This is a genomic window from Streptomyces sp. NPDC051452, from assembly GCF_044454765.1.
Classification (GTDB): Bacteria; Actinomycetota; Actinomycetes; order Streptomycetales; family Streptomycetaceae; genus Streptomyces.
On sequence record NZ_JBITEB010000016.1, the window covers coordinates 1 to 20,295 of the forward strand.

The following is a 20,295-nucleotide window of genomic DNA, read 5'->3' on the forward strand; positions in this document are numbered from 1 at the left end:
GCCCTGCCTTCATGCGCCAGCCGTCCGGAGATCACTCGTGCGGGAAACCTGTTCGACCTCCACGTTCCATGATCGGTTGAGATACGGCTTCTCAACCTGTTCCGACGGCCAGCCTCAGCCGTTGACTTCCCGTCGCAGCATCTCCAGTGCCTCGGGACAGGCGGCTAGTTCGGCGGCCCCGGCCGGGCCCAGGAACGCGGCGCCGTCGCCGCAGTGGAAGAACCATTGGGGTTCCTGCCACGCGATGAAGCCCGGAGTGTGCCGGTCCACCGCCGCGAAGACCTCAAGGGGGACGTCGTCGCCCAGGCATGTTCCCGCCGTGAAGTGAGCGTCGAACCGTTCGGCGGCGCTGCCGTCCGCGATGCACCACGGACACAGTCGGCCCCCGAGCTCGTCGGCGGCGTAGACCGGGCCCTTGTAGACATACCCGCGTTCCCGCCCACAGCAGGTGCAGGCCGTGTCCGAGGGCGCGATCACGCCCGTGGCAACGGGGTCGGGATGGTACGGGAACTCAGGAAGCAGCTCAGTCACAGCCCATAACCGTAGCAATCGACACGAACAGTCAGCGAAGTCGTCGGGAGGACGCAGCCCCGTGGTCGGCCGGGGCATCGGAGGTGATTTGGGGGAGCAGCAGGATGGTGTGGGTCCACGCGTGGTGCCTCAGCATGCTGCACATGACGAGTCGGGCTGCTGGCTTTACAGGGGAGCCGTGGCGCCGCCGCGTCCTGGCAGCGGTCCGGTTGCCCCGCTGCCCCCAGCCCGGTCCACATCAGCGATGAGATGTCGACTTTCCAGAGCGATGCCGATGCCTCCGAGGAGCGTCGAGTGATTGGCGTCGCGTCAGATATCCGGCGTACCGCCGCCTACTTGCACCCCACGCTTGCCCCGGGCATCTACTTCTGATTCACTCCACTCCCAAGATTGCTTCACACAATCTTTACGTGTTGCCTGCAAGGAGCTACACGCGATTCCGCATGGGCGTAACGATCACGCCGCCGCGCCGCTCCCGGTGTTCACGGCTCTGACCGCGAACACGGCCGGCCAGGCGTGCCGTTGCTGAGAGAAGGAGAATCACCACATGGGTAGACGGATAGCGCTGTCTGTCGCCGCCGCGCTCGGAGTCGTCGGCATGGTGGCTCCGTCGGCGTACGCCGACGGCGGCTACGGCGACACCGAGATCCTCGGCGTGACCGTCAACAATGGTTCCAGCGTGATCATCGGCACCACCTATGCGAAGACGTTCGACGTGGAGATCGACGCCTACGACGACTCGGGTCTGTTGTCTGCGGACACCGACCTGGACGGCCCAGGTGCCGGGTACGAGAACGACAAGACCGTCTGCGAATCCGACTCGTCCTGCACGCACTCGTTCACCATCGACCCCCGCGTCGACCTGGACAACAGTCGCGCCGGAACCTGGTACGTCGGGTCCTGGGTGGATGCCATCGACGGCGACTACCGATGGGACGAGCGCATCGACAGCTTCCGCCTCAAGCGCGCCAGCAGGCTCACGACGAATGCGTCCCCCGAGCCGGTGACGAAAGGCAGGACGCTCACCGTCACGGGCACCCTCCAGCGCGCAAGCTGGGACGACTACAAGTACCACGGCTACACCAGCCAGTCGGTCACGCTGCAGTTCCGCAAGAAGGGCTCCAGCAGCTACAAGAACGTCAAGACGGTGAAGACCAACAGCACCGGCGCGTTGAAGACCACGGTCACCGCCTCCGCTGACGGCTACTGGCGATGGACTTTCGCCGGCACGACGACCACCAGCGCCAAGACCTCCACCAGCGACTACGTCGACGTGCGCTAAGTCCAGTCTCCGGGCCGCCGGCCCGCTATCAACTCCCGTTCACTTGCTCGATTTCCCAAGGGGGGATCCTTTTGCGCGCTCGTCTTGCTGCCGCAACCGCGGCCGCCGTCGCCGGTGTCTTCTTCAGCGCACCGGCCGCTTCCGCGGCGACGCTGCCGTCGACCAACACCGCGCACCGCTGCGTCCACCACACCACCGGGGTATGCGGCTGGACGCACAACAAGAAGCCCAAGGACAAGTACGAGACGGCCAAGTGCAAGGACGCCTCGCTCTCGTACTCGCGGCACTCGCAGGGCACCTGCTCCCACCATCACGGCGTCCGCTACTGGTTCAAGTAGATCCACCTTCGCGGACGCCGGCCGCCTGCTGTGCACACCAGCAGGCGGCCGGCGTCCGTCCGCCGCGCCCGACCCGGCCTGCGCGCGGATCCGCAGGGAGCGACCAGGACGAGCCCGAGGGCCTTCAGAGCGAGGGTGTCCGCGCACGGCTCGCCCGCATCCGTGCCGGGCAGTGCGGTGACGCGGACGACGATCCGTTCGGCGACGTCGACGAACAGCTCAGGCATCCGTGGCTCGGTACCGGCGAACTCGCGGGCGGCTTAACTCGCGGGCGGCTTCGATATATGCCTCCGCCGTCTGCGGACATCATCCTGAAGCGATCAGCTGGCTACGCTGAACCACCCCGGCCGCACCTCGGATAGAAGCGGTTGCAGCGACCGCACTGCGGACCGCAGGTCCTCATCCGTGACGTCAAGAGGATCCGGCCCTCATGGCCCCGTCAATTGCGTTCAGAGCACGGACGTAACCGAGCACAGGGCATCGCCGTCGGGCGACGGGGCTACCCGACGGCACCAGGGGAGCCGAACGGGGGTTCACGCCGAGCTCGGCGGCGATGTGTGAGACGGGCCGGACCGACGAACGGGCCGGCGCCACCGCGTCGGCCCGGAACTCCGCCGAGTAGTCGTAGGTCCCCACCCGGGACTCCTCTCCCTGAATTCAAGATCCAGTGCCTGTGTCGGGCTGCGACGTCTTCACTTGTGGTCGCGCAGGAAGGCAGGGATCTCCTCGCGGGTCGGGTAGTTCGGCAGGGGTGCCGGCTTGTCCTGAAGGAACGCGGTGATGACAGCGGCGGCCCGGTCGTTGTTGTCGTCGAGGCCGTTCCACATGTGGTGTCCGACTCCGGGCAGGTACTGGGTGCGCTGGATGGCGGGGTCGTTGGCAAGGACGGTGGTTTCCCACTGACGGATCTGGGAGGAGCACTCGGCGATCAACAGCATGGCGGGGGTCCGGGACTTCCTCAGTTGTGCCGCGATGGACGGTGAGTCCTTGACCGTCTGCTGGATGCGGAGGCTGGCGGCGGGGCTGAAGGAGAAGTTCCGTGGGATGTCCTCGGCGGGGAGGCGGTGCGCGTCGCGCGCGCAGTAGGCGGATGCGGTGTCGCTGCCGAGGTCGGCGGCGGCGAAGGCGTTGTCGCCTTCAGCCTGTCCGATCAGTCCGGTTTCGGGGCTGAGGAGTCCGAGTCGCATGAGGCCGAATGCCACGGCGTACCGGGGGACGTGCGTCGATCGCCGTCCGCTCGGGGCCGGCGCGAAGCCGCGTGCGGATCTTCTGCCCTTGTGCCCGGTGATGTGTGCGGTGGGGCCGTCCATGGGACCGGGCTCGGCGATGATCGCCCGGTGCAGGTGTGCGGCGACGCTCGGGTCGGCCAGGGATCGGGTGAGCACGGCCCCGCCTGAGGAGAAACCGAGGATGTCTACCTTGCCTTTGTTCAGGCGGTCGATGAAGGCGGCGAGGTCGCTGACCGTTCTGGAGATCGTGTACTGGCGCATGGGGAGCAAGTTGCTGCGTCCGCCGCCGGCTTGTTCGTAGGCGTAGACGTCGTAGCCCTGGCGCCCCAGGAGTTGCAGGAACCGGTGGTCGAGCACCGAGATGCCGCGGACCGGTCCGCCGTTGAGGTACACGAGCGGGATGGGATGCCGAGGGCTGTGGTGCGTGGGCGGGTAGTGGTACACCGCGACCCGGCTGCCGGTGGTCAGGCTCCAGTGTTGCGTGGTCACGAAGGGCAGGGCGGGCGGGTACCGCCGGGCCGTCGGCACGGTCGGGATGCAGACCGACGCCGTCAATGCTGCCGCGACAGCCACCGGCAGGAACGGCGCGAGCCGCCCTGGCCAAGTGCGGCGCCGCCCCCGCCACATCGCGAGGACAGCCCCGACTCCAAGGGTCGTCAACCATGCGGCGAGCCCCGAGCCTGCCCCGTCTGTGAGAGCGATCAGCGCGAGAAAGACGACGACCAGCACCGTGACGGCAGCTACGGCCAGCAGTAAGCGCCCGGCGAAGTGGACGAGACGTATGGCGGACGTGGGCATGGCGGACCTCCAACAGTTTCAGAACGCTGTTTCAAAACGACGTTATCAGAGAGGGTAGGCTGCTGGTCGTGGGTAGGCCGAGAACAAACGACGAAGCCGTCAAAGAGCGGCTTGTGGAGTGCGCGACCGAGATGCTCGCCACCCGTCCGCGGGAGTCGCTCACGGTCCGCGCCGTGGCCGCTGCTGCCGAGGCGTCGACTACGGCGGTGTACTCCTTGTTCGGTGGCAAGGAAGGGCTGATCGGTGCAGTGCGCGACAGAGCCGTCACCGGCCTGTTCCAAAACCTGTCGACGGCGCAGACCTCCGCTGACCCTCTCGCCGACCTCTACGCGCTGGCCGTCGCCTACCGTCGTTGGGGGCGCGGACACAGCCACCTGTACACGGTGCTGTTCGGTGGTGTGCAGTCCTTCGACCCGTCGGGGGAGGTCGGTGCCAGTGACCCGATCCTTCCGCTCCTCGCAGCGATCGATCGCGCGCTGGAGGCGTCCGTCCTGGTCGGCGAAGCAACGTCGATCGCCCTGTCGATCTGGGCCACCCTGCACGGACTGGTGACTCTCGAACTGGCTGGGGCCCTCGACGACGCCACCGCCGAAACCGCATTCCGATCGGCTATGCACGCCACATTGCGCGGATGGGCGACCCCGGCGGTGTTCCGCAGCCTTCGCCAAGCCGACGTCGCTCATTGACAGGAGGAATCGCCCTACCACCTGAGCGGTGACATCACCTCGTACACCGAGAGAGACGCGCCGACTCCCCGTCGGCCGTCGCCAACTCACACCACCCGAGTCACACCGTTTAGCTGGACAGACCCGATCTCGGTGGTTGCCGGCTGGGTCTCAGCTGACGGCTTCGATGGTGACGTCGGCCGTGCCGTCGTACTTCTTGAGGGCATCGGCGGTTCCAGAGCCCGATCGACTACGGACACGACTACTGGGCCGGCCTCGGTGAGGGGCTGGCTGCACGGGAAGGTCTCCACTATTCGAGGGGATCGGCAGGTCTCCGCGGCGACTGGCGGAGTAGGAACAGCGTGGTCACGCGCTCAGGGGGTAACGGATCTACCAGGAGATCCCGGAAGGGCCGTCGGCTGGAAGGGCTGCCACGTGGAACGTGACGACTGGCTGCTCACCCCCGCTCAGCGGGGGAATCCCGCGTCGCGCGTGGACCGCCGTCATGCCGACGGTGCGGCGTGGTCCACGGGCAACGACGTCCGCCCCCTGGTACACGGGGCGGTGTACTTCGCCGAGCTGCTCGCGGCCGTGCGGGCGCAGCGGGCCGGCGACATATTGATGTTCACGGACTGGCGCGGTGACCCTGACGAGCTGCTGGATGGTCCGAACAGCGCTATCAGCGACGTGTTGTGCGACGCCGCACGCCGGGGTGTCGTCGTGAAGGGGCTGGTGTGGCGCTCGCACCTGGATCGGTTCCAGTTCAGCGAACAGGAGAACTATCACCTGGGGGAGGAGATCGAGGAGGCGGGAGGGGAGTGCCTGCTCGACATGCGGGTGCGGCCGGGTGGCTCGCACCATCAGAAGTTCGTGGTGCTGCGCCACCCCGGTCGGCCCGAGCGGGACGTCGCCTTCGTCGGCGGGATCGATCTGTGCCACAGCCGTCGGGACGACGCCGCCCATCAAGGTGACCCGCAGGCGCAAAGCATCGCCGACGCCTACGGTTCCCGTCCGCCCTGGCATGACGTCCAGCTGGCGGTGCGCGGGCCCGCCGTGGGCGATGTCGAGGCCACGTTCCGTGAGCGGTGGACGGACCCGGCTCCGCTCAGTCGCAGCCCGCGCAGCCGACTGAGAGCGGCGCTCCGGGGCGAGGACACCAAGGCGGATCCGCTCCCGGTACAGCAACCCGACCCGGGACCCCGCGGTTCCCACACGGTCCAGATCCTGCGCACCTACCCGAACCGCCTCAGGGGCTATCCCTTCGCTCCCGAGGGTGAACGCAGCATCGCCCGCGCCTACATCAAGTCCCTGCGGCGGGCACGCCGGCTGATCTACCTAGAAGACCAGTACTTGTGGTCGGAGAGTGCCGCCCGGCCGTTCGCTCAGGCTCTCGCAGACCAACCGGACCTGCGGATGATCGCCGTCCTGCCGCCACTGCCGGACCAAGAAGGGCGGATCAGCACACCGATGAATCTGCTGGGCCGGATCCGCGCCCTGGAAGTCCTGCGACGGGGTGGCGGTGACCGGGTGGCCGTCTACAGCCTCGAGAATCACGCCGGGACGCCCGTGTACGTCCATGCCAAGGTCTGTGTCATCGACGATGTCTGGGCCTCGGTCGGTTCCGACAACGTCAACCGACGCTCCTGGACCCACGATTCGGAACTCAGCTGCGCTGTCCTCGACGAGACCCGTGACCGCCGTGAACCGATGGACCCCGGCGGCCTGGGTGACGGCGCCCGTGTCTTCGCGCGCGAGCTGCGGTTGTCGTTGAATCTCGAACACCTTGACCGCGACGGGGACGGGGAAGCGGCTGCACTCTGCGACCCGGACCGCGCCTTCGCGGCCTACGCCGACTCGGCCGCCGCTCTGGACGCGTGGCACGACGGCGGCCGTCACGGGCCACGACCGCCGGGACGGCTGCGCACCTATCACCCGCCGCATCTGTCCCGCATCACACGGGCCCTGACCGACCCGCTCTACCGGGTCGTCGCCGATCCAGACGGCCGACCGCGCTCCCTGCGTCGGCGGGGTGCCTTCTGACAGTGTCCCGGAGGTGGACCAGGCAGGAGAGCCGGGCACACCCCGGTCCAGAACCCCTGGCGGGGGAACGCGACTGTCCAACTGGCAGCCGTGGCAGACGATGGTGCAGCGGCCCGTTGGCATCCCGCGGGCTACGGCGTTCCGGCTGCAGGCCTCCGAGGGCGTCTTCGGGCGTCGCCCGTGCAGCAAGTAGGCCGGTCCCACCAGACAGCGCCCCGAGATACGACGCGGGCCGCACCGGCGCCTCCCACCCGACGACGGTCAACGAAGCCGAGCTCGTGCTGCTGCGCCCGAAGCCGGACCTGTCCCAGATCGCCAGCGAGCCGGTCGATGCCCGCGCCGCCGCGCAGGCCGCCGTCGACGTGCCCCCGCCGGGCTGGACGTCATCGCCTCCTACGCGACCGAGGTGGCGCTGCCCGCGACCGGCGCCTGGTCTACCCCCGGCAGGGGTGGCGCCCAGGCGGACATAGTCATCACCGCGTCCTAGGACGGGGTGCAGCCGCCGTTCGTGGAGACCGACTACTGCTTCGAGTCCGCGCGGATCCTCGCCGCGAAGATCGCCAAGTACAGGCCGGCGGCGAAGGCACGGGCCAGTGGGTCGCGAAACAGGGGGTTCTCCCGCTCGGTCTCCAGCGCCCGCGCCCGGGCCCCCGGACCGCCGTGGCCCGCCCACACTCCCGACGTCCACACCCGCTCGCGCTCCTCAGTCACCGTGCCGGCCTGGAGCCACCGACTCCCCGGCAGAAGCCTGGTCGGTCGCCGTGGCCCCCGCCGCCCAGGGAGGGCGGTGGGGCGGGTGGGTCAGCCGTGGAACTGGTTGGGCGGGACGGGGAGCCCGTGGTGCTCGCGCAGGGTCGTGCCCTCGTACTCCTCGCGGAACAGGCCCTTGCCGCGGAGGATCGGCAGGACGTGCTCGGCGAAGGCCGCCAGGCCCGAGGGCAGGGCGGGGGCCATGATGTTGAAGCCGTCGGCGGCACCGCCTTCGAACCAGGCGATGATCGTGTCCGCGATCTGCTCGGGCGTACCGACGAACTCGAAGTGGCCGCGGCCGCCGCCGAGCCGGGAGATGACCTGGCGGACGGTGAGCCGTTCACGTACCGCGAGGTCGATGATCAGGTCGGCGCGGCTCTGTGCGCCTTCGAGCTTGGGCCGGGCGAGGATGAAGTCGGGCAGGGGCCGGTCGAGTTCGAAGACGGAAGGGTCGGTCTCGAACACGGCGGCCAGCTGCCGCAGTCCGTACTCCGGTACGCGCAGCTCGTCGAAGTCCCGGGCGAGCGCGCGGGCTTCCTGTTCGGTGGAGCCGATGTAGGGGACGATGCCCGGCAGGACGATGACGGACTCCGGATCGCGTCCCGCGGCCCGCGTGCGGGCCTTGATGTCGGCGTAGAAGTCGGCGGCGCGCTCGTATGTCGTGTGGGCGGTGAAGATGGCCTCGGCGTGGCGTGCCGCGAAGTTCTTGCCGTCCGGTGAGGAGCCGGCCTGGACGAGGAGCGGGTGGCCCTGTGGGGGGCGTTCGACGTTGAGAGGGCCGGCCACTTTGAAGTGGGTGCCGTCGTGGTCGAGGCGGTGCAGTCGTGCGGGGTCGGCGTAGCGTCCCGTGGCCCTGTCGGCGATGACGGCCTCGGACTCCCAGCTGTCCCACAGGGCCTTGGCGACGCGGAGGAACTCGTCGGCGCGGGCGTAGCGTTCGGCGTGGCCGGGACGGTCGGCGAGGCCGAAGTTGGCGGCTTCGTCCGCTCCGGCGGAGGTGACGATGTTCCAGCCGGCGCGGCCGCCGCTGACGTGGTCGACGGAGGCGAGGCGGCGGGCGAGGTTGTAGGGCTCGTTGTAGGTGGAGGAGACGGTCGCGATGAGGCCGATCCTGCTGGTCGCCTGGGACAGGGCGGTCAGCAGGGTGAGTGGTTCGAGCTGGCCCGGGGGGCGGAACTCGCCGGTGCCGATGAGGGCGGGGCCGTCCGCGAGGAACAGGGAGTCGAACTTGGCGTTCTCGGCCAGCCGGGCCAGCTCGATCCAGTGCGTGAGGTCGAAGTCCGCGCGGGGGTTGCTGTGCGGGAGCCGCCAGGCTGCTTCGTGGTGGCCCGCTTCCATGAGGAACGCGTTGAGGTGGAGTTGGCGGCGTGGGGTGCTCATGAGGTGACCTTCAGCTTGGAGCTGTCGTAGCCGGCCGGGAGGAGGTTGTCGGTGATCGACTTGACGTCGACCTTCTTGGTGATCTGCCCGGCTTCCCGGAAGGCGTCGGCGAGTTTCTGCTCGAGTGCGATGTCGGAGGGTCCCACGGGGGTGAGCCGGTTGGAGTAGGCGGCCAGTTCGGCCTTGGCGTCGGCCAGCGGGATGCCCTGTTCCTGGGAGAGTGCCTGTGCGTACTTGTCGGGGTTCTTCACCGCCCAGGCGAACTCCCGGGAGAGCCGCTGGAGTACGTCGGTGAGAGCCGCCCGCCGGGTCTTGTCCTTGAGGAGCTTGTCGTTGGCGATGTAGTAGTTGCTGGTCTGGTCGATCGGCGGCAGGCCCTTGACCAGGACGCGTGCGCCGTTCTTGACGGCGATCGCCGACTGCGGGTTCCAGATCGACCAGGCGTCCACCTTGCCGGTGTTGAACGCGGTCGCGCCGGCCGCGGGGTCGAGGAAGACCAGTTTCACGTCTTCGGGGGTGAGGCCGACGCTCTTGAGGGCGTTCAGGGCCAGGCCGTGGGCCGAACTGCCCTGAGGAATGGCGATCTTCTTGCCCCTGAGGTCGGCGGCCGTCTTCAGCTTCGACCCCTTGGGCACGATGATGTTCTCCGCTGCCTGATCGGGGCGGAGCGAGCGGTTGACGGCGACGATCTTGAAGCCGTACTCCTTCGCGGCGCCGGTGATCGGGGGGACGTCGCCGACGCTGCCGAGGTCGATGTCGCCCGAGGCGGCGGCCTGCACCAGCGGCGGACCGAAGGTGAAGCGGGCGAACTTGACGTGGTAGGGGGCGTTGTCGAACACACCGGTCAGCTTCGCCAGGGCCTCGCTGCCGTCACCGCCGTTGTCGCCGACGGTGAAGGTGTACTTGCTCCACTCGGGGTGCTTGGCGTCACTCGCCTGGGCGGCGTCGCTGAGCGGTGCGGCGGTGTCCGACTGCGAGCCGCAGCCGGTCAGGACACCGGCGAGGGCGAGTGATGCGGCGGCGCCGATGACGCGGCTGGTTCTGTGATGCATGGTATGTCGTGCCTTCTGTGCTGGGGGTGAGGTGCTGGCGGGAGGTCAGTGCCGGCCGGCGAGACCGAGGTCTTGCAGGAGGCGGGTGCGCAGGTCTTCGCGTGCGGTGCTCGCTTGCCGGTCCGGGGCGCTGAGGTGGACCTCGTGGGAGGCGCCGATGCGGCCGTCGCTCATGACGACGATGCGGTCGGCGAGGGCGATCGCCTCGTCGACGTCGTGGGTGACGAGCAGCATGGCGGCGTGGTGCCTGGTGCGCAGTCCCCGCACGAGGTCGTGCATACGCAGCCGGGTGATGGCGTCCAGGGCCGCGAACGGCTCGTCGAGCAGGACGAGTTCGGGTTCCGAGACCAAGGCCCTGGCGAGGGAGACACGTTGCGCCTCGCCGCCGGAGAGCTCCTTGGGCCATGCCTTCTCCCGGCCCGCGAGCCCGACTTCCGCGAGTACGTCGCGGGCCCGCTGTTCGGCGTCCGCGCCGTGCAGGCCGAGGGTGACGTTGCGCAGGACGCGCTGCCAGGGCAGCAGGCGATCGGCCTGAAAGACGATCGCCCGCTTCGCCGGGACCTCGACACGCCCCGCGTCGGGCCGGTCGAGTCCGGCGAGCAGCCGCAGCAGGGTGCTCTTGCCGCAGCCGGACGGGCCGAGCAGGATCACCAACTCCTCGTCGTCGAGGGTGAGATCGAGGTGGTCCAGGACGAGGCGGTCACCGAAGCGGCGGACCACCTGCTCGACGACGGCGCCGGTGCGGCGGCGCGGCTGTGTGAGGGGCGTGCTGCTCATGACGCCTCATAACTGGGCCGCCACCGCAGCAGCACCCGCTCCAGAGCCCGGACGAACTGGTCGGCGAGCAGGCCGAGCAGTGAGTAGATCACCAGCCCCACGAACACCTGGTTGGTCTGCAGATAGGTCTGCCCCTGGGTGATGAGGAAGCCGAGTCCCTTGTCGGCGTTGACCGTCTCGGCGGCGACCAGGCCCAGGACGCTGTAGGCGAGGGAGAAGCGCAGGCCGACGAGGAAGCCGGGCAGGGCTCCGGGCACCAGCACACGCGTCACCAGCCGCAGCCGGCTGGCGCCCGTGGTGCGCGCCATCTCGATCAGGCGCTGGTCGACGGCGCGGATCGCGGCGAACAGGTTGAGGTACATCGGGACTCCGGCCCCGAAGGAGATCAGCAATACCTTCGTGAGCTCGTCGATGCCGAACCACACGATCATCAGCGGCAGCACCGCGAGGAGAGGGATCGTGTTGAACACCTGCACGATCCCGTTGAACAGGTACTCGCCGCTGCGCAGCAGTCCACCGAGCACCCCGGCGGCGATGCCGGCCGTCAGGCCGAGCGCCAGACCGGTGCCGGCCCGCTGCAGCGAGATGGCCACGTCCGGTCCCAGGACGCCCTGTTGCCACAGGTCGATCGCGGAGGAGACGATCGAGGTGGGTGCCGGGGCGCTGGTCTTCGGCAGCACTCCCGCCCGGGCGAGCACCTCCCAGGCGAGGAGGATCACGGCGGGGGTGGTGTAGATGCCCAGCGGCCAGCGCAGCCGCTCGCGGAGCGTGGTGAGCGGCGTGCGGCGGCGGGCGCCGTCCGGTACGAACACCTCGCGCTCGGGTTCCTTCGCTCTCTGGGCGTCCGGGGCCTTGGCCAGGGCCGGCGCCGGGATGCGGACGTCGCTCACGCCGCCACCGCCAAAACCTTGCTGTAGTGCGAGGCGTCGCCGACCAGTTGCTCGCTGCGGTGGCCGTCGGGGCCGACCGGTACCTCTCCGGCGACCGTCACCCGGTTGAGGCGGCGCGGGTGGTCGTCGTAGTTGTCGACCGCGTAGTGCTGGGTGATCCGGTTGTCGAAGATCAGCAGCTGGTTCGGGGACCAGCTCCAGCGCAGGATGTTCTCCGGACGCGTCACGTACGACTGGAACAGGCGCAGCAGGTCGGCCGAGTCACTGGGCGACAGGCCCACGATGCGTTTGGCGAACCCGCCGATGAACAGGCCGCGTTCGCCCGTCAGCGGATGTACCCGCACCAGCGGGTGCTCGGCCTCGTACGGCGTCGCGACGAACACGCGGTCGTACTGCTGGCGTTGGGTCGTCGTCGCGGTGGGGCGCGCGTAGTCGTACTGGTTGGTGTGCACCACGCGCAGCGAGTCGGCGAGGGCCCGCAGCGGCGCGGGCAGGTCGCGGTAGGCCGCGGCGGTGTTGGCGATGAGCGTCTCGCCGCCGTAGGGCGTGGTCACCAGGGAGCGGAGCGTGGTGAGCTGCGGCGGGTTGACGACGAAGGTGACGTCCGTGTGCCACTCGTTGGCCTTGGACGTCTCGCTGTCGACGGCGAGGACGTGCGCCGTGCCGTCGGCGGCCGGCACGTTCGGGTGGGCGGTGGTGAGGTCGCCGAACCAGCCGGCGACGCGTTCCTGGCCGGCGTTGTCGAGGCCGGCGTCGTCGAAGACGATCGCCTTGTGCTCGTCGAGGGCGTCTCGCAGCGCTGTGACCGTCGAGGGGTCGGGCGTCGCCGTGAGGTCGACACCCTCGACGACCGCGCCGATACGGCCGGTGAGCTTACGGATGGACACAGGCATGGAGAAGTCCTTCTGGAGGTAGGTGGGCGCACCACCAGGTGCTTGAGGGGTGGCGTGGCGAGTTGACGTGCGGGTGCGGGTGCGGGTGCGGGTGCGGGTGCGGCTCGGGCCTCGGGCGAGGGAGCACGTGGCAGGCCGGCGCGATCCGTGCCTGAGGAGCGGCCGCCGCCGGCCACGGCGCAGGACCGCTCGCCGGTCCGCGGCGCGGGAGCAGCCTGGGACGGCGGGGATCAGGGGGAAAGCGTGGCCGGGCGGATCGGGCCGCCTGAGGAGTGCTGCTGAGTCACCGGATGCGAGGACGCGCCGGGCAGGCGCTCAGCCTGCCAGGACGACGGTGCCGGGGGCCGTGTGCCGGGTCAGCGACAACAAAACGCGCTGGAGACGTGCGCCAGATCGATGTGGCGCCGCCGGGTGAGGTCCACGCGCGGGTTCATGGGACGAGAGTTCAGCAGAGGTCCACCACGCCGGTCAATGTTTTCCCGGGCAGGTCTTGCATGGCGGACACGCAGCCGGCGCCCCGGCGCGGAGCGTCCGAGGGACTGGCAGTGGCGCGGTCGGTGACGCGACGTGGGGTCAGTCGGGCAGGTGGTCGGCTCCGGCCGCGCTCTCGGGCAAGGTTTCGGGGCGCGCGGCAAGGGCGTCGGCGACGGTGGCGTACACGGGCAGCAGGCGGGAGATGCCGGTCAGGGTCACCATGCGCATGAGGCGGCCGGGGATCCGGGCGAGGCGGAGCGAGCCGATTGCTTCTCGCGTCGCGTACAGCAGGGTGATGAGAGTGCTCAGGCCGGTGGAGTCGACGCGGTCGATGTGGGTCAGATCCAGGACGAGGTGGCGGGAGGCCCTGTTGGACGACGGCCAGGGCGCGCGTGTGCAGGGGGGTGCGGTGTGCAGGCCCAGGTTCCCGTTGTTCATGCGGGGGGCCCGGGGAGTGCACGGTGGCAAGGTCGGCGAGGCCTGGGACGGTCAGGATGGGCTCAGCAGGGGGTGACGATGAGCCAGGGGGTGACGATGAGCTCCAGCCGGTCGGCGTGGGTGAAGGGCACGCTCAGGCCCCGCGCTGTCGAGGTACTCCACCTCGGTCAGGTCCAGGACGGGGGGCCCGCGCGTGCGTCGGGGACTTGGCTTCGGTGAGGAAGCCGGCGTTGTTCATGTCGATCTCGCCGCTGACCATGAGGCGCAAGGTGCCGTCCGGGTGCCGCCCGGAGGTGAGCATGAGCGGGGTGGCCGTCAGGAGATCGACTTCTGCGTGCCGACGATGGTGCCGGACGGGCCGGGCGTGACGGTGACCTGCTGCGTCATGGCCCGCATGAGGGTGATCCCCCGGCCCCGGTGGGGGTTGCGCTCGGGCCGGGGGACCTTCCACAGGCCGCTGTCGGCGACCGTCAGGTGCAGGTGGTCGACCAAGGCTTCGGCCCGCAGCCGACGGGACTCGACCAGATCCTCACGTTGCACTCCAGCGTCGAGGAGGCGGTCGACGCCTTCAGCGCCGGCTGAGCAGGAGCCGGCCGCAGACCCGACGGCAGCTCACCGGGGGCGGGGGCGGGGCCGGACTCGTCAGGGGCGGGGCGTGAGGATTTCCAGGGCGCCGGTCTCGGTGTCGTAGCTGCGCAGGGTGACGAGACGCGCCGACAGCGGTGGGGGCGGCAGGAGTTGGGGGATCTGCCGGGCGCTGAAGGCGCCGGCCCGGCGGGTGCGGCCGAGGGTGATGTGCGGGCTCCAGCGCGCGGGGGCGTGGAAGGGGTTGAGGGTCTCGGGCGGGCTGTCCGAGGCCACCGCCTCCCACACCCGGCGGTGCAGGCCGGCCAGTGCGGAGTCGAGGTCCAGCGCCCAGGCCAGAACCGAGGTCGGCCGCTCGAAGCGGATCACGCCGGTGAACCGCACCGGCAGCGGCAGAGCGGCGGCCACCTCGGCGAGCTCCCAGCGGATCGGGGCGGTCAGCTCCGGACAGGCGGCCAGGGTGAGGTGCGGGCTGTTGGTCGGCGAGCGGTGGCGGGCCTGGCTGGGCAGGCCCGCGTCCGCGAGTCGCCGCCAGGCCTGTCGGACCGCCAGCTCCGCCGCTTCGTCCAACAGGAGCTCGACCGTGCGCACCGCCACAGCTTACCGGCGATCACCCGCGGCCGTGCCGGGCGGCAGATCGGTGTGCCTTGCTCTGAGTCTGCTCAAGTCGCTTGGCAGACAGCGGGCATGGCCGTCAGGCTGATCTTCATGACAGGGATCATGGGACTGGGCAGGAAGAGCGACGTCGTGCTGGCCCTCCGGGACGCGGACGTGGTCGCGGCGGCTCTGCGTCAGGCGCTGGCAGAGGCTCCACCGCAGGAGCGTCCCGGCCTGGAACGTGCCGCCGCGCTGGTGGAGTCCACGGCCGCCGCGACCGAGGACCAGCTGCGTGCTCGCTGGGTCCACGCCCGGCTTGCCGCTGTCGGCTTCACCGGCGACATCGCCTCCGTCGCGGCGGTCAGGGCCCTGCGCCAGGCGGAGCCGAGGCTGAGCCTGCTCGCGGCGGTACAGCTGCAGAAGGACGCCGTGGCCCATCCGGAGTAGCCCCCGGCGCGGGCGCCGCGCGCAGTGGATGTGGCGCCGGTTCACCGGGGTGTTCCGGCGCGAGCGACGGTTCCCCACTGGCCGGGTTGCTCGGTGATGATGTCGCACGCCTCGGTGGTGACCCGGTCACTGATCCAGCCGAGGGGTTCGACGGCCGTCACGAGGGGTTCGTTGTCGGGGCCGCGGGCCGTCTCGCGGCCGCGCAGCAGCCACGGCCGGGTGCGCGGGTCCTTGAGCCGGGGCAGATGGCAGTAGCCGTACAGCCGGCGGCGACCCAGATGTTCGCGGGTGCCAGGGGGTGGGGGCCGTCGGCCGGGGGAGAGGCCCCTGGAGCGCGAACCGGCGACGGAGGTGGAGCGGCGGGTGCCGGCGCGGAAAGCGCACAGCCTAATCCGGAGTTGAGAGCGCCCCGGCAGGACAAGCAGCGCCGAGGCCCAGCTGGACGATGTGGGTGTGCCGCTGTGGCTGACCAACTGGAAGACCGATGAGGGCAGGGCCTGGGCGGACCGCCGCATCATGGCCCTGGTAGGAGGCGCCTACGCCGGTCGTTTTCGACGCCTACTTCCACTCCGACGGGCAGGCCGTTCGCACCAAGCAACTGGAGCCGTAATGTGCGTCCATCATCACCGAGGCCAAGCCCGCCTGCGGTAGCGGGGCTCAACGCTACCCCACCGCCTGGATCGACCACGGCGGGTGGGGCCCGCAGACAACGCTGTGGTGGGACCGCTACGACGAACCCGCGCCGGAACGCAACATCCACAACCTCCCGCCAGCCGAGTGGGCGAGATACTTCGACCCGGTCGGTGGCGCGCGGGCCAGAAAGCCTGCAACGCTCACCAGAACCGGTATCAGGGCGTGAACGGTCACCAGGAAGCGGCGTTCGGGTTTCGTAACGCGTCCGATCTCGTCGCTCGTCCGAGCGATCCGGTAGAACGCCGTACGCGAGATGGTCGCCGCATGACTGACACCCCCCAACACACCGACCCGCAGAGCGCCCCCGACCCGGCCGAGGGCCCGGCCGGCGCCACCCGCAGGTCCGTCATCGCCACCCTCGGCGGCGCCGCGCTCGGCGTGGCCGCACTGGGACTCACCGCCACGCAGGCAGCGGCCACGGCACCCCGGAGCGCGGACCGGCCCGTTCCCCCGCTCGCCGCGGCGTGCGTCCTCACTCCCGAGCAGACCGAGGGCCCCTACTACCTGGACCTGGAACGGGTCCGCAAGGACATCACCGAGGGCAAGGCCGGCGTTCCGCTGACCCTGCGCGTCACGGTCATAGACAGCACCACGTGCGCCACGCTCCCCAACACGGCCGTCGACATCTGGCACTGTGACGCGCTGGGTTATTCCGGCTACGTCGCCGGCGGATCCACCCCCGACACGACCTTCCTGCGCGGTGTGCAGCTCACCGACGCGTCCGGGGTCGCGGAATTCACCACCGTCTACCCGGGGTGGTACGTCGGCCGGGCCCTGCACATCCACGTCAAGACGCACGCCGGCGGCACCATCTCCAACGGGACTTATCACGGAGGCCATGTGTCCCACACCGGCCAGCTCTACTTCCCCGAGACGTACAACACCAGAGTCGCCGCCCTGTCCCCCTACCGGAACAACACGGCCACGCGCACGCTCAACGCGAGGGATGGCATCTACCGCAACGGCGGTTCGGCCACCCTGTTGACCCTCACCCAGTCGGGCAGCGACCTGAGCAAGGGCGTGACCGGGACCGTCGTGCTCGGGATCGACCCCGGCGCCACACCCTGACGGTCCTCCGGGAGCGGTGGCCGGCCCTGGGACGGTTCCGGCCGCCGCGCGGACCGCCCACTCACCGCGCGTGGTTTCGGCGCGAGAACGCGCGGCCAGGAATCGGGGATGAACCGGAGTCGAACGTGCGAGGTTTGCGGTACGGCGCTGATCACGAGGCCGCAGGGCGGCCGGCCGGCTCGGTACTGTTCCAACGCCTGCCGACAGCGGGCGCTCCGGCGGCGGACGGCAGCGCGGGACACCGTCCGTGCCCAGGGTGCCGCGTCGGTTGCGGCTCGCACTGTGGCACCCGCCGTGGTGACCGCGGCAACCCGTGACCACGCTCTGCCACCCGCGCTCGACTCCTTCGTCGGCCGGCGGCGGGAGCTGTCTGGCCTGCGCGCACTGCTCAGGAGCACACGGCTGCTCACGCTGACAGGTGCGGGCGGTGTGGGCAAGACGCGGCTGGCGTTGGAGTTCGCCAGAGGGTTATCGAGCCGGTACGCCCGGCTCGACCTGGTGGAGCTCGGCTCGCTGCGGGACGGAGCGACTCTGACGCAGGCCGTGGCCGCCGCGCTGGGCGTGCGCGAACGGGCAGGCCACACCGGGATCGACCTCCTGGTCGGTGCCATCGGTGACGCCTCCCAGCTGCTGCTTCTGGACAACTGCGAGCACCTCGCGGAGCCGTGCGCCCGGTTGGTCGTAAGCCTGCTGGGCCGCTGCCCCCGGCTGCGGATCCTGGCCACGAGCCGTGAGGCGTTGCGGGTGCCCGGGGAGACCGTGTTCCGGGTCGGCGAGCTGTCCCTGCCGCCGGCGGACGCCGGGGACGACGTGACGGCCCTGCTGAGAGCAGACGCGGTACGGCTGTTCGTGGAGCGCGCCGCGCGCCGCTCGCCCGGGTTCGCGCTGGAGCGGAACAACGGCCGGCTGGTCGCGGAGATCTGCCGACGGTTGGACGGCCTGACCCTCGCCGTGGAATTAGCGGCCGGTCACATCGGCACTCTCGCGCCGGGCGACATCCTCGCGGGCCTGGACGACCAGTTGTGCCAGCTGGACCTCCTGGCCGGTGGCAGCAGGACCGGGCCCTTGCGGCACAGCGGGCTCGCCACCGCCGTCGATTGGAGCCACCGGCTGCTGGATCCGGCGGAACAGGCCGTCTTTCGGCGCCTCGCTGTCCTTGTCGGAGGATTCGATCTGGCCGCGGCGCGCTCGGTGTGCGTCGGCGGCGGCATCGGGCCGCGAGAGGTGTTTCCCCTCTTGTGCGCGCTTGAGGAGAAGTCACTGATCGTGCGGCTGCCGGGGGACGCGGCGCCCACCCGCTTCCGCCAGCTCGGTGTCATCCGCGCGTACGCCATGGAACGTCTGCGCGCATCCGGCGAGCTGGGCTCCACCCTGCGCAGTGCCCTCGCGTGGCTTCACGAAGTGGCCGAGCGAGATGGCGGGGATGTGTTCGCCGACCAGGCGAGCAGCCCGCTGACGGTGGAACGGGACAACCTCGCCTCGGTGCCGGCCCACGCCACCGGCCAGGGCGAGGCCGCGCGGGTACGGCTGACCCTGGAGCTGGCCCGGGTGCACTACCAGCAGGAGCAACCGTCGGCCGCGGGCGCACTGCTGAGCGGACTGCTGCGGGAACCTTGCGGTCGGACACTGGGCGGGGAGGTGGCCGCGCTCGCCGCACGTGTGGCCGCCCAGCAGGCCGACCCGCACCGAGCACTGTCCCTGGGGGAGCGGGCGGTGAGTCTGGAGCGGCGGCGAGACGTGCCCGCCGGGCTCGCCAACGCACTCGACGCCAGGGCCGCGGCGTGGCTGTGTCGTGGTGCCTTCGCGGAGGCCGTCACGGATCTGCGCGCGTGCCTCGACATCGTCACCCCGCTCAGCTCGCCCGAGGACGTCGCGTGGTGCACCCAGCACCTGGCCTGGGCGCTGCTCCAGGCGGGCTGGGAGTGCGAGGCCGACGAGCTGATGGCGGATTGCCTTCCGGTGCTCAGGCAGGCGCCCTGGCCCCGGGCCGCGGCCGCGCTGCACACCGCGGGCGCCGTACGGTTGGCTCTGGGGCAACTGGAGAGCGCCGAGGCCCTCTTCGTCGAAGCGCTGCGCATTGCCCCCGGGGGGAGCTTCCACGCGCTGTACCCGGTCGAGGGTTTGGCGCTGGTGGCCACAGAGAGCGGTGACATGCAGCGCGCTCTGCGCTTGTGCGAGGCGAGCGCCCAGGCGCGACGCCGGCTGGACACCGAGCCCGAAGCGCCCTGGCGGCGCAGGATCGAGCAGGCGGCGGCCTGTGCCCGGACCCTGCTGCCGACGACGGCGCGGGAGGCCGCGGTCGTCAGCGCTCGCAAGTTGCGCGGGGACCGGCTCGTCGCCTACGCCCTGCGAACAGGGGGCGGTGAGCAAGTCCGGCGTGGGCCGGACACCTTGAGGATCGACGAGGAGCGGTGGCGGCTGACCGCAAGGGAGTTGATGGTGGTCGAACGCGTCGCGAAGGGGCTGACCAACCGGCAGATCGCGGAGGTGCTCGGGCTTTCGGCTCATACGGTCGCCACGCACCTGAACAGGGTGCGCGACAAGCTGGGTCTTCGCTCCCGCACACAGATCGCCCTGTGGTTCGGTCGAAGGGATGCCGAAGCCTCGGTTCCCCTGCGGCCGCGCTGAAGGTGGCCTTGTCGCGCTGGAAATCTTCGAGGGCGGCATCGCGCCGGTGCAGGGCACGGCGCAGCTGCGCCTCCCGGATGAGGTCGGCGGTGGCGTGCCGGGCGGTGTCGGTGAGCGGGGTTCCGTTCTCCTGGGCGGGGCGCCCACCCGGGATGCTCCTCCCGACACCAGGCGAGCCCCTGCTGACGGGCATGGAGTGCGGCATACAGCTCGGCGAGCCGGAGCTGCGCGGCGATCAGGTTCGGCAGGGAAGGCCTTGGGTCGGAACTCCCTCCCCTCTGCCTCTTCGGGGGTGTTCTTGACCTCCGCGTCGGGGGCGGGGTGCTCATGAGGCGGAGCTTGGTTCGAGCCACCGACAATCCGCCCCGGCTGGGGGACGACGCGACGCGAACCCTGAGTGCGTCCCAGAGCGTGTACCGCGTCGAGGTCAGGCCGCGCCGAAGCACCGCAGGGGCGCCGCGACGGCGGTGCCGTGGACGGTGCGCCGTCTCTGCTGGGCGTGGCGGCGATCATCGGGTTGCCCCCCCGGTCGGGGCCCGCTGATAGACAGATCCGATGGCGGATGACGACGCGCAGGGATTACCGGCTGGGCAGTCGGGGCTGATGGCGAGGGTTCCGGAGGCGGAGGCTTTGGCGCGAGCGGGGCGTGACCGGCTCGACCCTTCCGGCCCGTGCGGGTGTTCCCGCGCATGTCACGGTGCTCTTTCTCTTCCTCGACGCGAGCCGCATCGACGAGGGTG

General features: G+C 70.3%; 19 protein-coding genes and 1 pseudogene. 7 read left to right on the forward strand and 13 right to left on the reverse strand.

Annotated elements, in window-relative coordinates:
* Positions 1 to 114: 114 nt before the first annotated feature.
* Positions 115 to 531 (reverse strand): CbrC family protein, encoded by a 417-nt coding sequence (locus tag ACIBA9_RS29565; RefSeq protein ID WP_399367744.1) that lies wholly within the window; start codon positions 529 to 531, stop codon positions 115 to 117.
* 547 nt (positions 532 to 1,078) lie between these two features.
* On the opposite strand from ACIBA9_RS29565, the gene ACIBA9_RS29570 reads away from it, so the two are divergent.
* Entirely contained in the window at positions 1,079 to 1,813 is a 735-nt protein-coding gene (locus tag ACIBA9_RS29570) for a calcium-binding protein (protein ID WP_399367746.1), read from the forward strand.
* Between the two features lie 71 nt (positions 1,814 to 1,884).
* On the forward strand, positions 1,885 to 2,151 hold the full coding sequence (locus ACIBA9_RS29575; RefSeq protein ID WP_399367748.1) for a DUF3761 domain-containing protein: 267 nt from the start codon (positions 1,885 to 1,887) through the stop codon (positions 2,149 to 2,151).
* On the opposite strand, the gene ACIBA9_RS29580 is transcribed toward ACIBA9_RS29575, so the two are convergent.
* Positions 2,136 to 2,378 (reverse strand): hypothetical protein, encoded by a 243-nt coding sequence (locus ACIBA9_RS29580; protein ID WP_399367750.1) that lies wholly within the window; start codon positions 2,376 to 2,378, stop codon positions 2,136 to 2,138. The two genes, ACIBA9_RS29575 and ACIBA9_RS29580, sit on opposite strands and share 16 nt — an antisense overlap.
* Positions 2,379 to 2,843: 465 nt before the next feature.
* Positions 2,844 to 4,178 carry an alpha/beta fold hydrolase gene (locus ACIBA9_RS29585; RefSeq protein WP_399367752.1) on the reverse strand — a complete coding sequence of 445 codons (1,335 nt, stop codon included), beginning with the start codon at positions 4,176 to 4,178 and terminating at the stop codon, positions 2,844 to 2,846.
* A 68-nt stretch (positions 4,179 to 4,246) separates the two neighbouring features.
* Between ACIBA9_RS29585 and ACIBA9_RS29590 the strand changes: the two genes are divergently transcribed.
* Positions 4,247 to 4,864: a TetR/AcrR family transcriptional regulator gene (locus ACIBA9_RS29590; RefSeq protein WP_399367754.1), complete on the forward strand. Its 618-nt coding sequence runs from the start codon at positions 4,247 to 4,249 to the stop codon at positions 4,862 to 4,864.
* Between the two features lie 414 nt (positions 4,865 to 5,278).
* Positions 5,279 to 6,883: a phospholipase D family protein gene (locus ACIBA9_RS29595; RefSeq protein ID WP_399367757.1), complete on the forward strand. Its 1,605-nt coding sequence runs from the start codon at positions 5,279 to 5,281 to the stop codon at positions 6,881 to 6,883.
* Positions 6,884 to 7,456: 573 nt separating this feature from the next.
* On the opposite strand, the pseudogene ACIBA9_RS29600 reads toward ACIBA9_RS29595, so the two are convergent.
* The 9 genes and pseudogenes from ACIBA9_RS29600 to ACIBA9_RS29640 form a co-directional block, all read right to left on the reverse strand.
* Positions 7,457 to 7,558: pseudogene (locus ACIBA9_RS29600) on the reverse strand (SAM-dependent methyltransferase); the annotation flags it as partial.
* Positions 7,559 to 7,684: 126 nt separating this feature from the next.
* A complete protein-coding gene (locus ACIBA9_RS29605; protein ID WP_399367759.1) occupies positions 7,685 to 9,013 on the reverse strand; it encodes an LLM class flavin-dependent oxidoreductase in 1,329 nt (442 codons plus the stop codon).
* A complete protein-coding gene (locus ACIBA9_RS29610) occupies positions 9,010 to 10,065 on the reverse strand; it encodes an aliphatic sulfonate ABC transporter substrate-binding protein (protein WP_399367761.1) in 1,056 nt (351 codons plus the stop codon). The genes ACIBA9_RS29605 and ACIBA9_RS29610 overlap by 4 nt, the downstream gene beginning before the upstream one ends.
* A 45-nt stretch (positions 10,066 to 10,110) precedes the next feature.
* Complete coding sequence (locus ACIBA9_RS29615) at positions 10,111 to 10,842, reverse strand: ABC transporter ATP-binding protein (RefSeq protein WP_399367763.1); 732 nt, start codon at positions 10,840 to 10,842, stop codon at positions 10,111 to 10,113.
* Entirely contained in the window at positions 10,839 to 11,732 is an 894-nt protein-coding gene (locus tag ACIBA9_RS29620; RefSeq protein ID WP_399367765.1) for an ABC transporter permease, read from the reverse strand. Before ACIBA9_RS29620 ends, ACIBA9_RS29615 begins: the two co-directional genes overlap by 4 nt.
* Positions 11,729 to 12,625 carry a TauD/TfdA dioxygenase family protein gene (locus ACIBA9_RS29625; protein WP_399367767.1) on the reverse strand — a complete coding sequence of 299 codons (897 nt, stop codon included), beginning with the start codon at positions 12,623 to 12,625 and terminating at the stop codon, positions 11,729 to 11,731. The genes ACIBA9_RS29620 and ACIBA9_RS29625 overlap by 4 nt, the downstream gene beginning before the upstream one ends.
* A gap of 573 nt (positions 12,626 to 13,198) precedes the next feature.
* Positions 13,199 to 13,537: an STAS domain-containing protein gene (locus tag ACIBA9_RS29630; RefSeq protein ID WP_399367769.1), complete on the reverse strand. Its 339-nt coding sequence runs from the start codon at positions 13,535 to 13,537 to the stop codon at positions 13,199 to 13,201.
* Positions 13,538 to 13,852: 315 nt separating this feature from the next.
* Positions 13,853 to 14,077 (reverse strand): ATP-binding protein, encoded by a 225-nt coding sequence (locus ACIBA9_RS29635; protein WP_399367771.1) that lies wholly within the window; start codon positions 14,075 to 14,077, stop codon positions 13,853 to 13,855.
* Between the two features lie 102 nt (positions 14,078 to 14,179).
* On the reverse strand, positions 14,180 to 14,713 hold the full coding sequence (locus ACIBA9_RS29640) for a 2'-5' RNA ligase family protein (RefSeq protein WP_399367773.1): 534 nt from the start codon (positions 14,711 to 14,713) through the stop codon (positions 14,180 to 14,182).
* A 117-nt stretch (positions 14,714 to 14,830) separates the two neighbouring features.
* Between ACIBA9_RS29640 and ACIBA9_RS29645 the strand changes: the two genes are divergently transcribed.
* Positions 14,831 to 15,166 (forward strand): hypothetical protein, encoded by a 336-nt coding sequence (locus ACIBA9_RS29645; RefSeq protein ID WP_399368064.1) that lies wholly within the window; start codon positions 14,831 to 14,833, stop codon positions 15,164 to 15,166.
* Positions 15,167 to 15,207: 41 nt separating this feature from the next.
* Here ACIBA9_RS29645 and ACIBA9_RS29650 read toward each other — a convergent pair whose 3' ends face one another.
* Positions 15,208 to 15,684: a DUF6098 family protein gene (locus ACIBA9_RS29650; RefSeq protein WP_399367775.1), complete on the reverse strand. Its 477-nt coding sequence runs from the start codon at positions 15,682 to 15,684 to the stop codon at positions 15,208 to 15,210.
* Between the two features lie 439 nt (positions 15,685 to 16,123).
* Between ACIBA9_RS29650 and ACIBA9_RS29655 the strand changes: the two genes are divergently transcribed.
* Entirely contained in the window at positions 16,124 to 16,927 is an 804-nt protein-coding gene (locus ACIBA9_RS29655; protein WP_399367777.1) for an intradiol ring-cleavage dioxygenase, read from the forward strand.
* 297 nt (positions 16,928 to 17,224) lie between these two features.
* A complete protein-coding gene (locus ACIBA9_RS29660; RefSeq protein WP_399367779.1) occupies positions 17,225 to 19,555 on the forward strand; it encodes an ATP-binding protein in 2,331 nt (776 codons plus the stop codon).
* The last annotated feature ends 740 nt before the right edge of the window (positions 19,556 to 20,295 follow it).

Coding starts and splice junctions, on each gene's coding strand:
- ACIBA9_RS29570 (WP_399367746.1), top strand. CDS start 1,079: ATGGGTAGACGGATAGCGCTGTCTGTCGCCGCCGCGCTCGGAGTCGTC.
- ACIBA9_RS29615 (WP_399367763.1), bottom strand. CDS start 10,842: ATGAGCAGCACGCCCCTCACACAGCCGCGCCGCCGCACCGGCGCCGTC.
- ACIBA9_RS29625 (WP_399367767.1), bottom strand. CDS start 12,625: ATGCCTGTGTCCATCCGTAAGCTCACCGGCCGTATCGGCGCGGTCGTC.
- ACIBA9_RS29610 (WP_399367761.1), bottom strand. CDS start 10,065: ATGCATCACAGAACCAGCCGCGTCATCGGCGCCGCCGCATCACTCGCC.
- ACIBA9_RS29630 (WP_399367769.1), bottom strand. CDS start 13,537: ATGAACAACGGGAACCTGGGCCTGCACACCGCACCCCCCTGCACACGC.
- ACIBA9_RS29650 (WP_399367775.1), bottom strand. CDS start 15,684: ATGATGCGGCGGTCCGCCCAGGCCCTGCCCTCATCGGTCTTCCAGTTG.
- ACIBA9_RS29645 (WP_399368064.1), top strand. CDS start 14,831: ATGACAGGGATCATGGGACTGGGCAGGAAGAGCGACGTCGTGCTGGCC.
- ACIBA9_RS29605 (WP_399367759.1), bottom strand. CDS start 9,013: ATGAGCACCCCACGCCGCCAACTCCACCTCAACGCGTTCCTCATGGAA.
- ACIBA9_RS29585 (WP_399367752.1), bottom strand. CDS start 4,178: ATGCCCACGTCCGCCATACGTCTCGTCCACTTCGCCGGGCGCTTACTG.
- ACIBA9_RS29655 (WP_399367777.1), top strand. CDS start 16,124: ATGACTGACACCCCCCAACACACCGACCCGCAGAGCGCCCCCGACCCG.
- ACIBA9_RS29580 (WP_399367750.1), bottom strand. CDS start 2,378: ATGCCTGAGCTGTTCGTCGACGTCGCCGAACGGATCGTCGTCCGCGTC.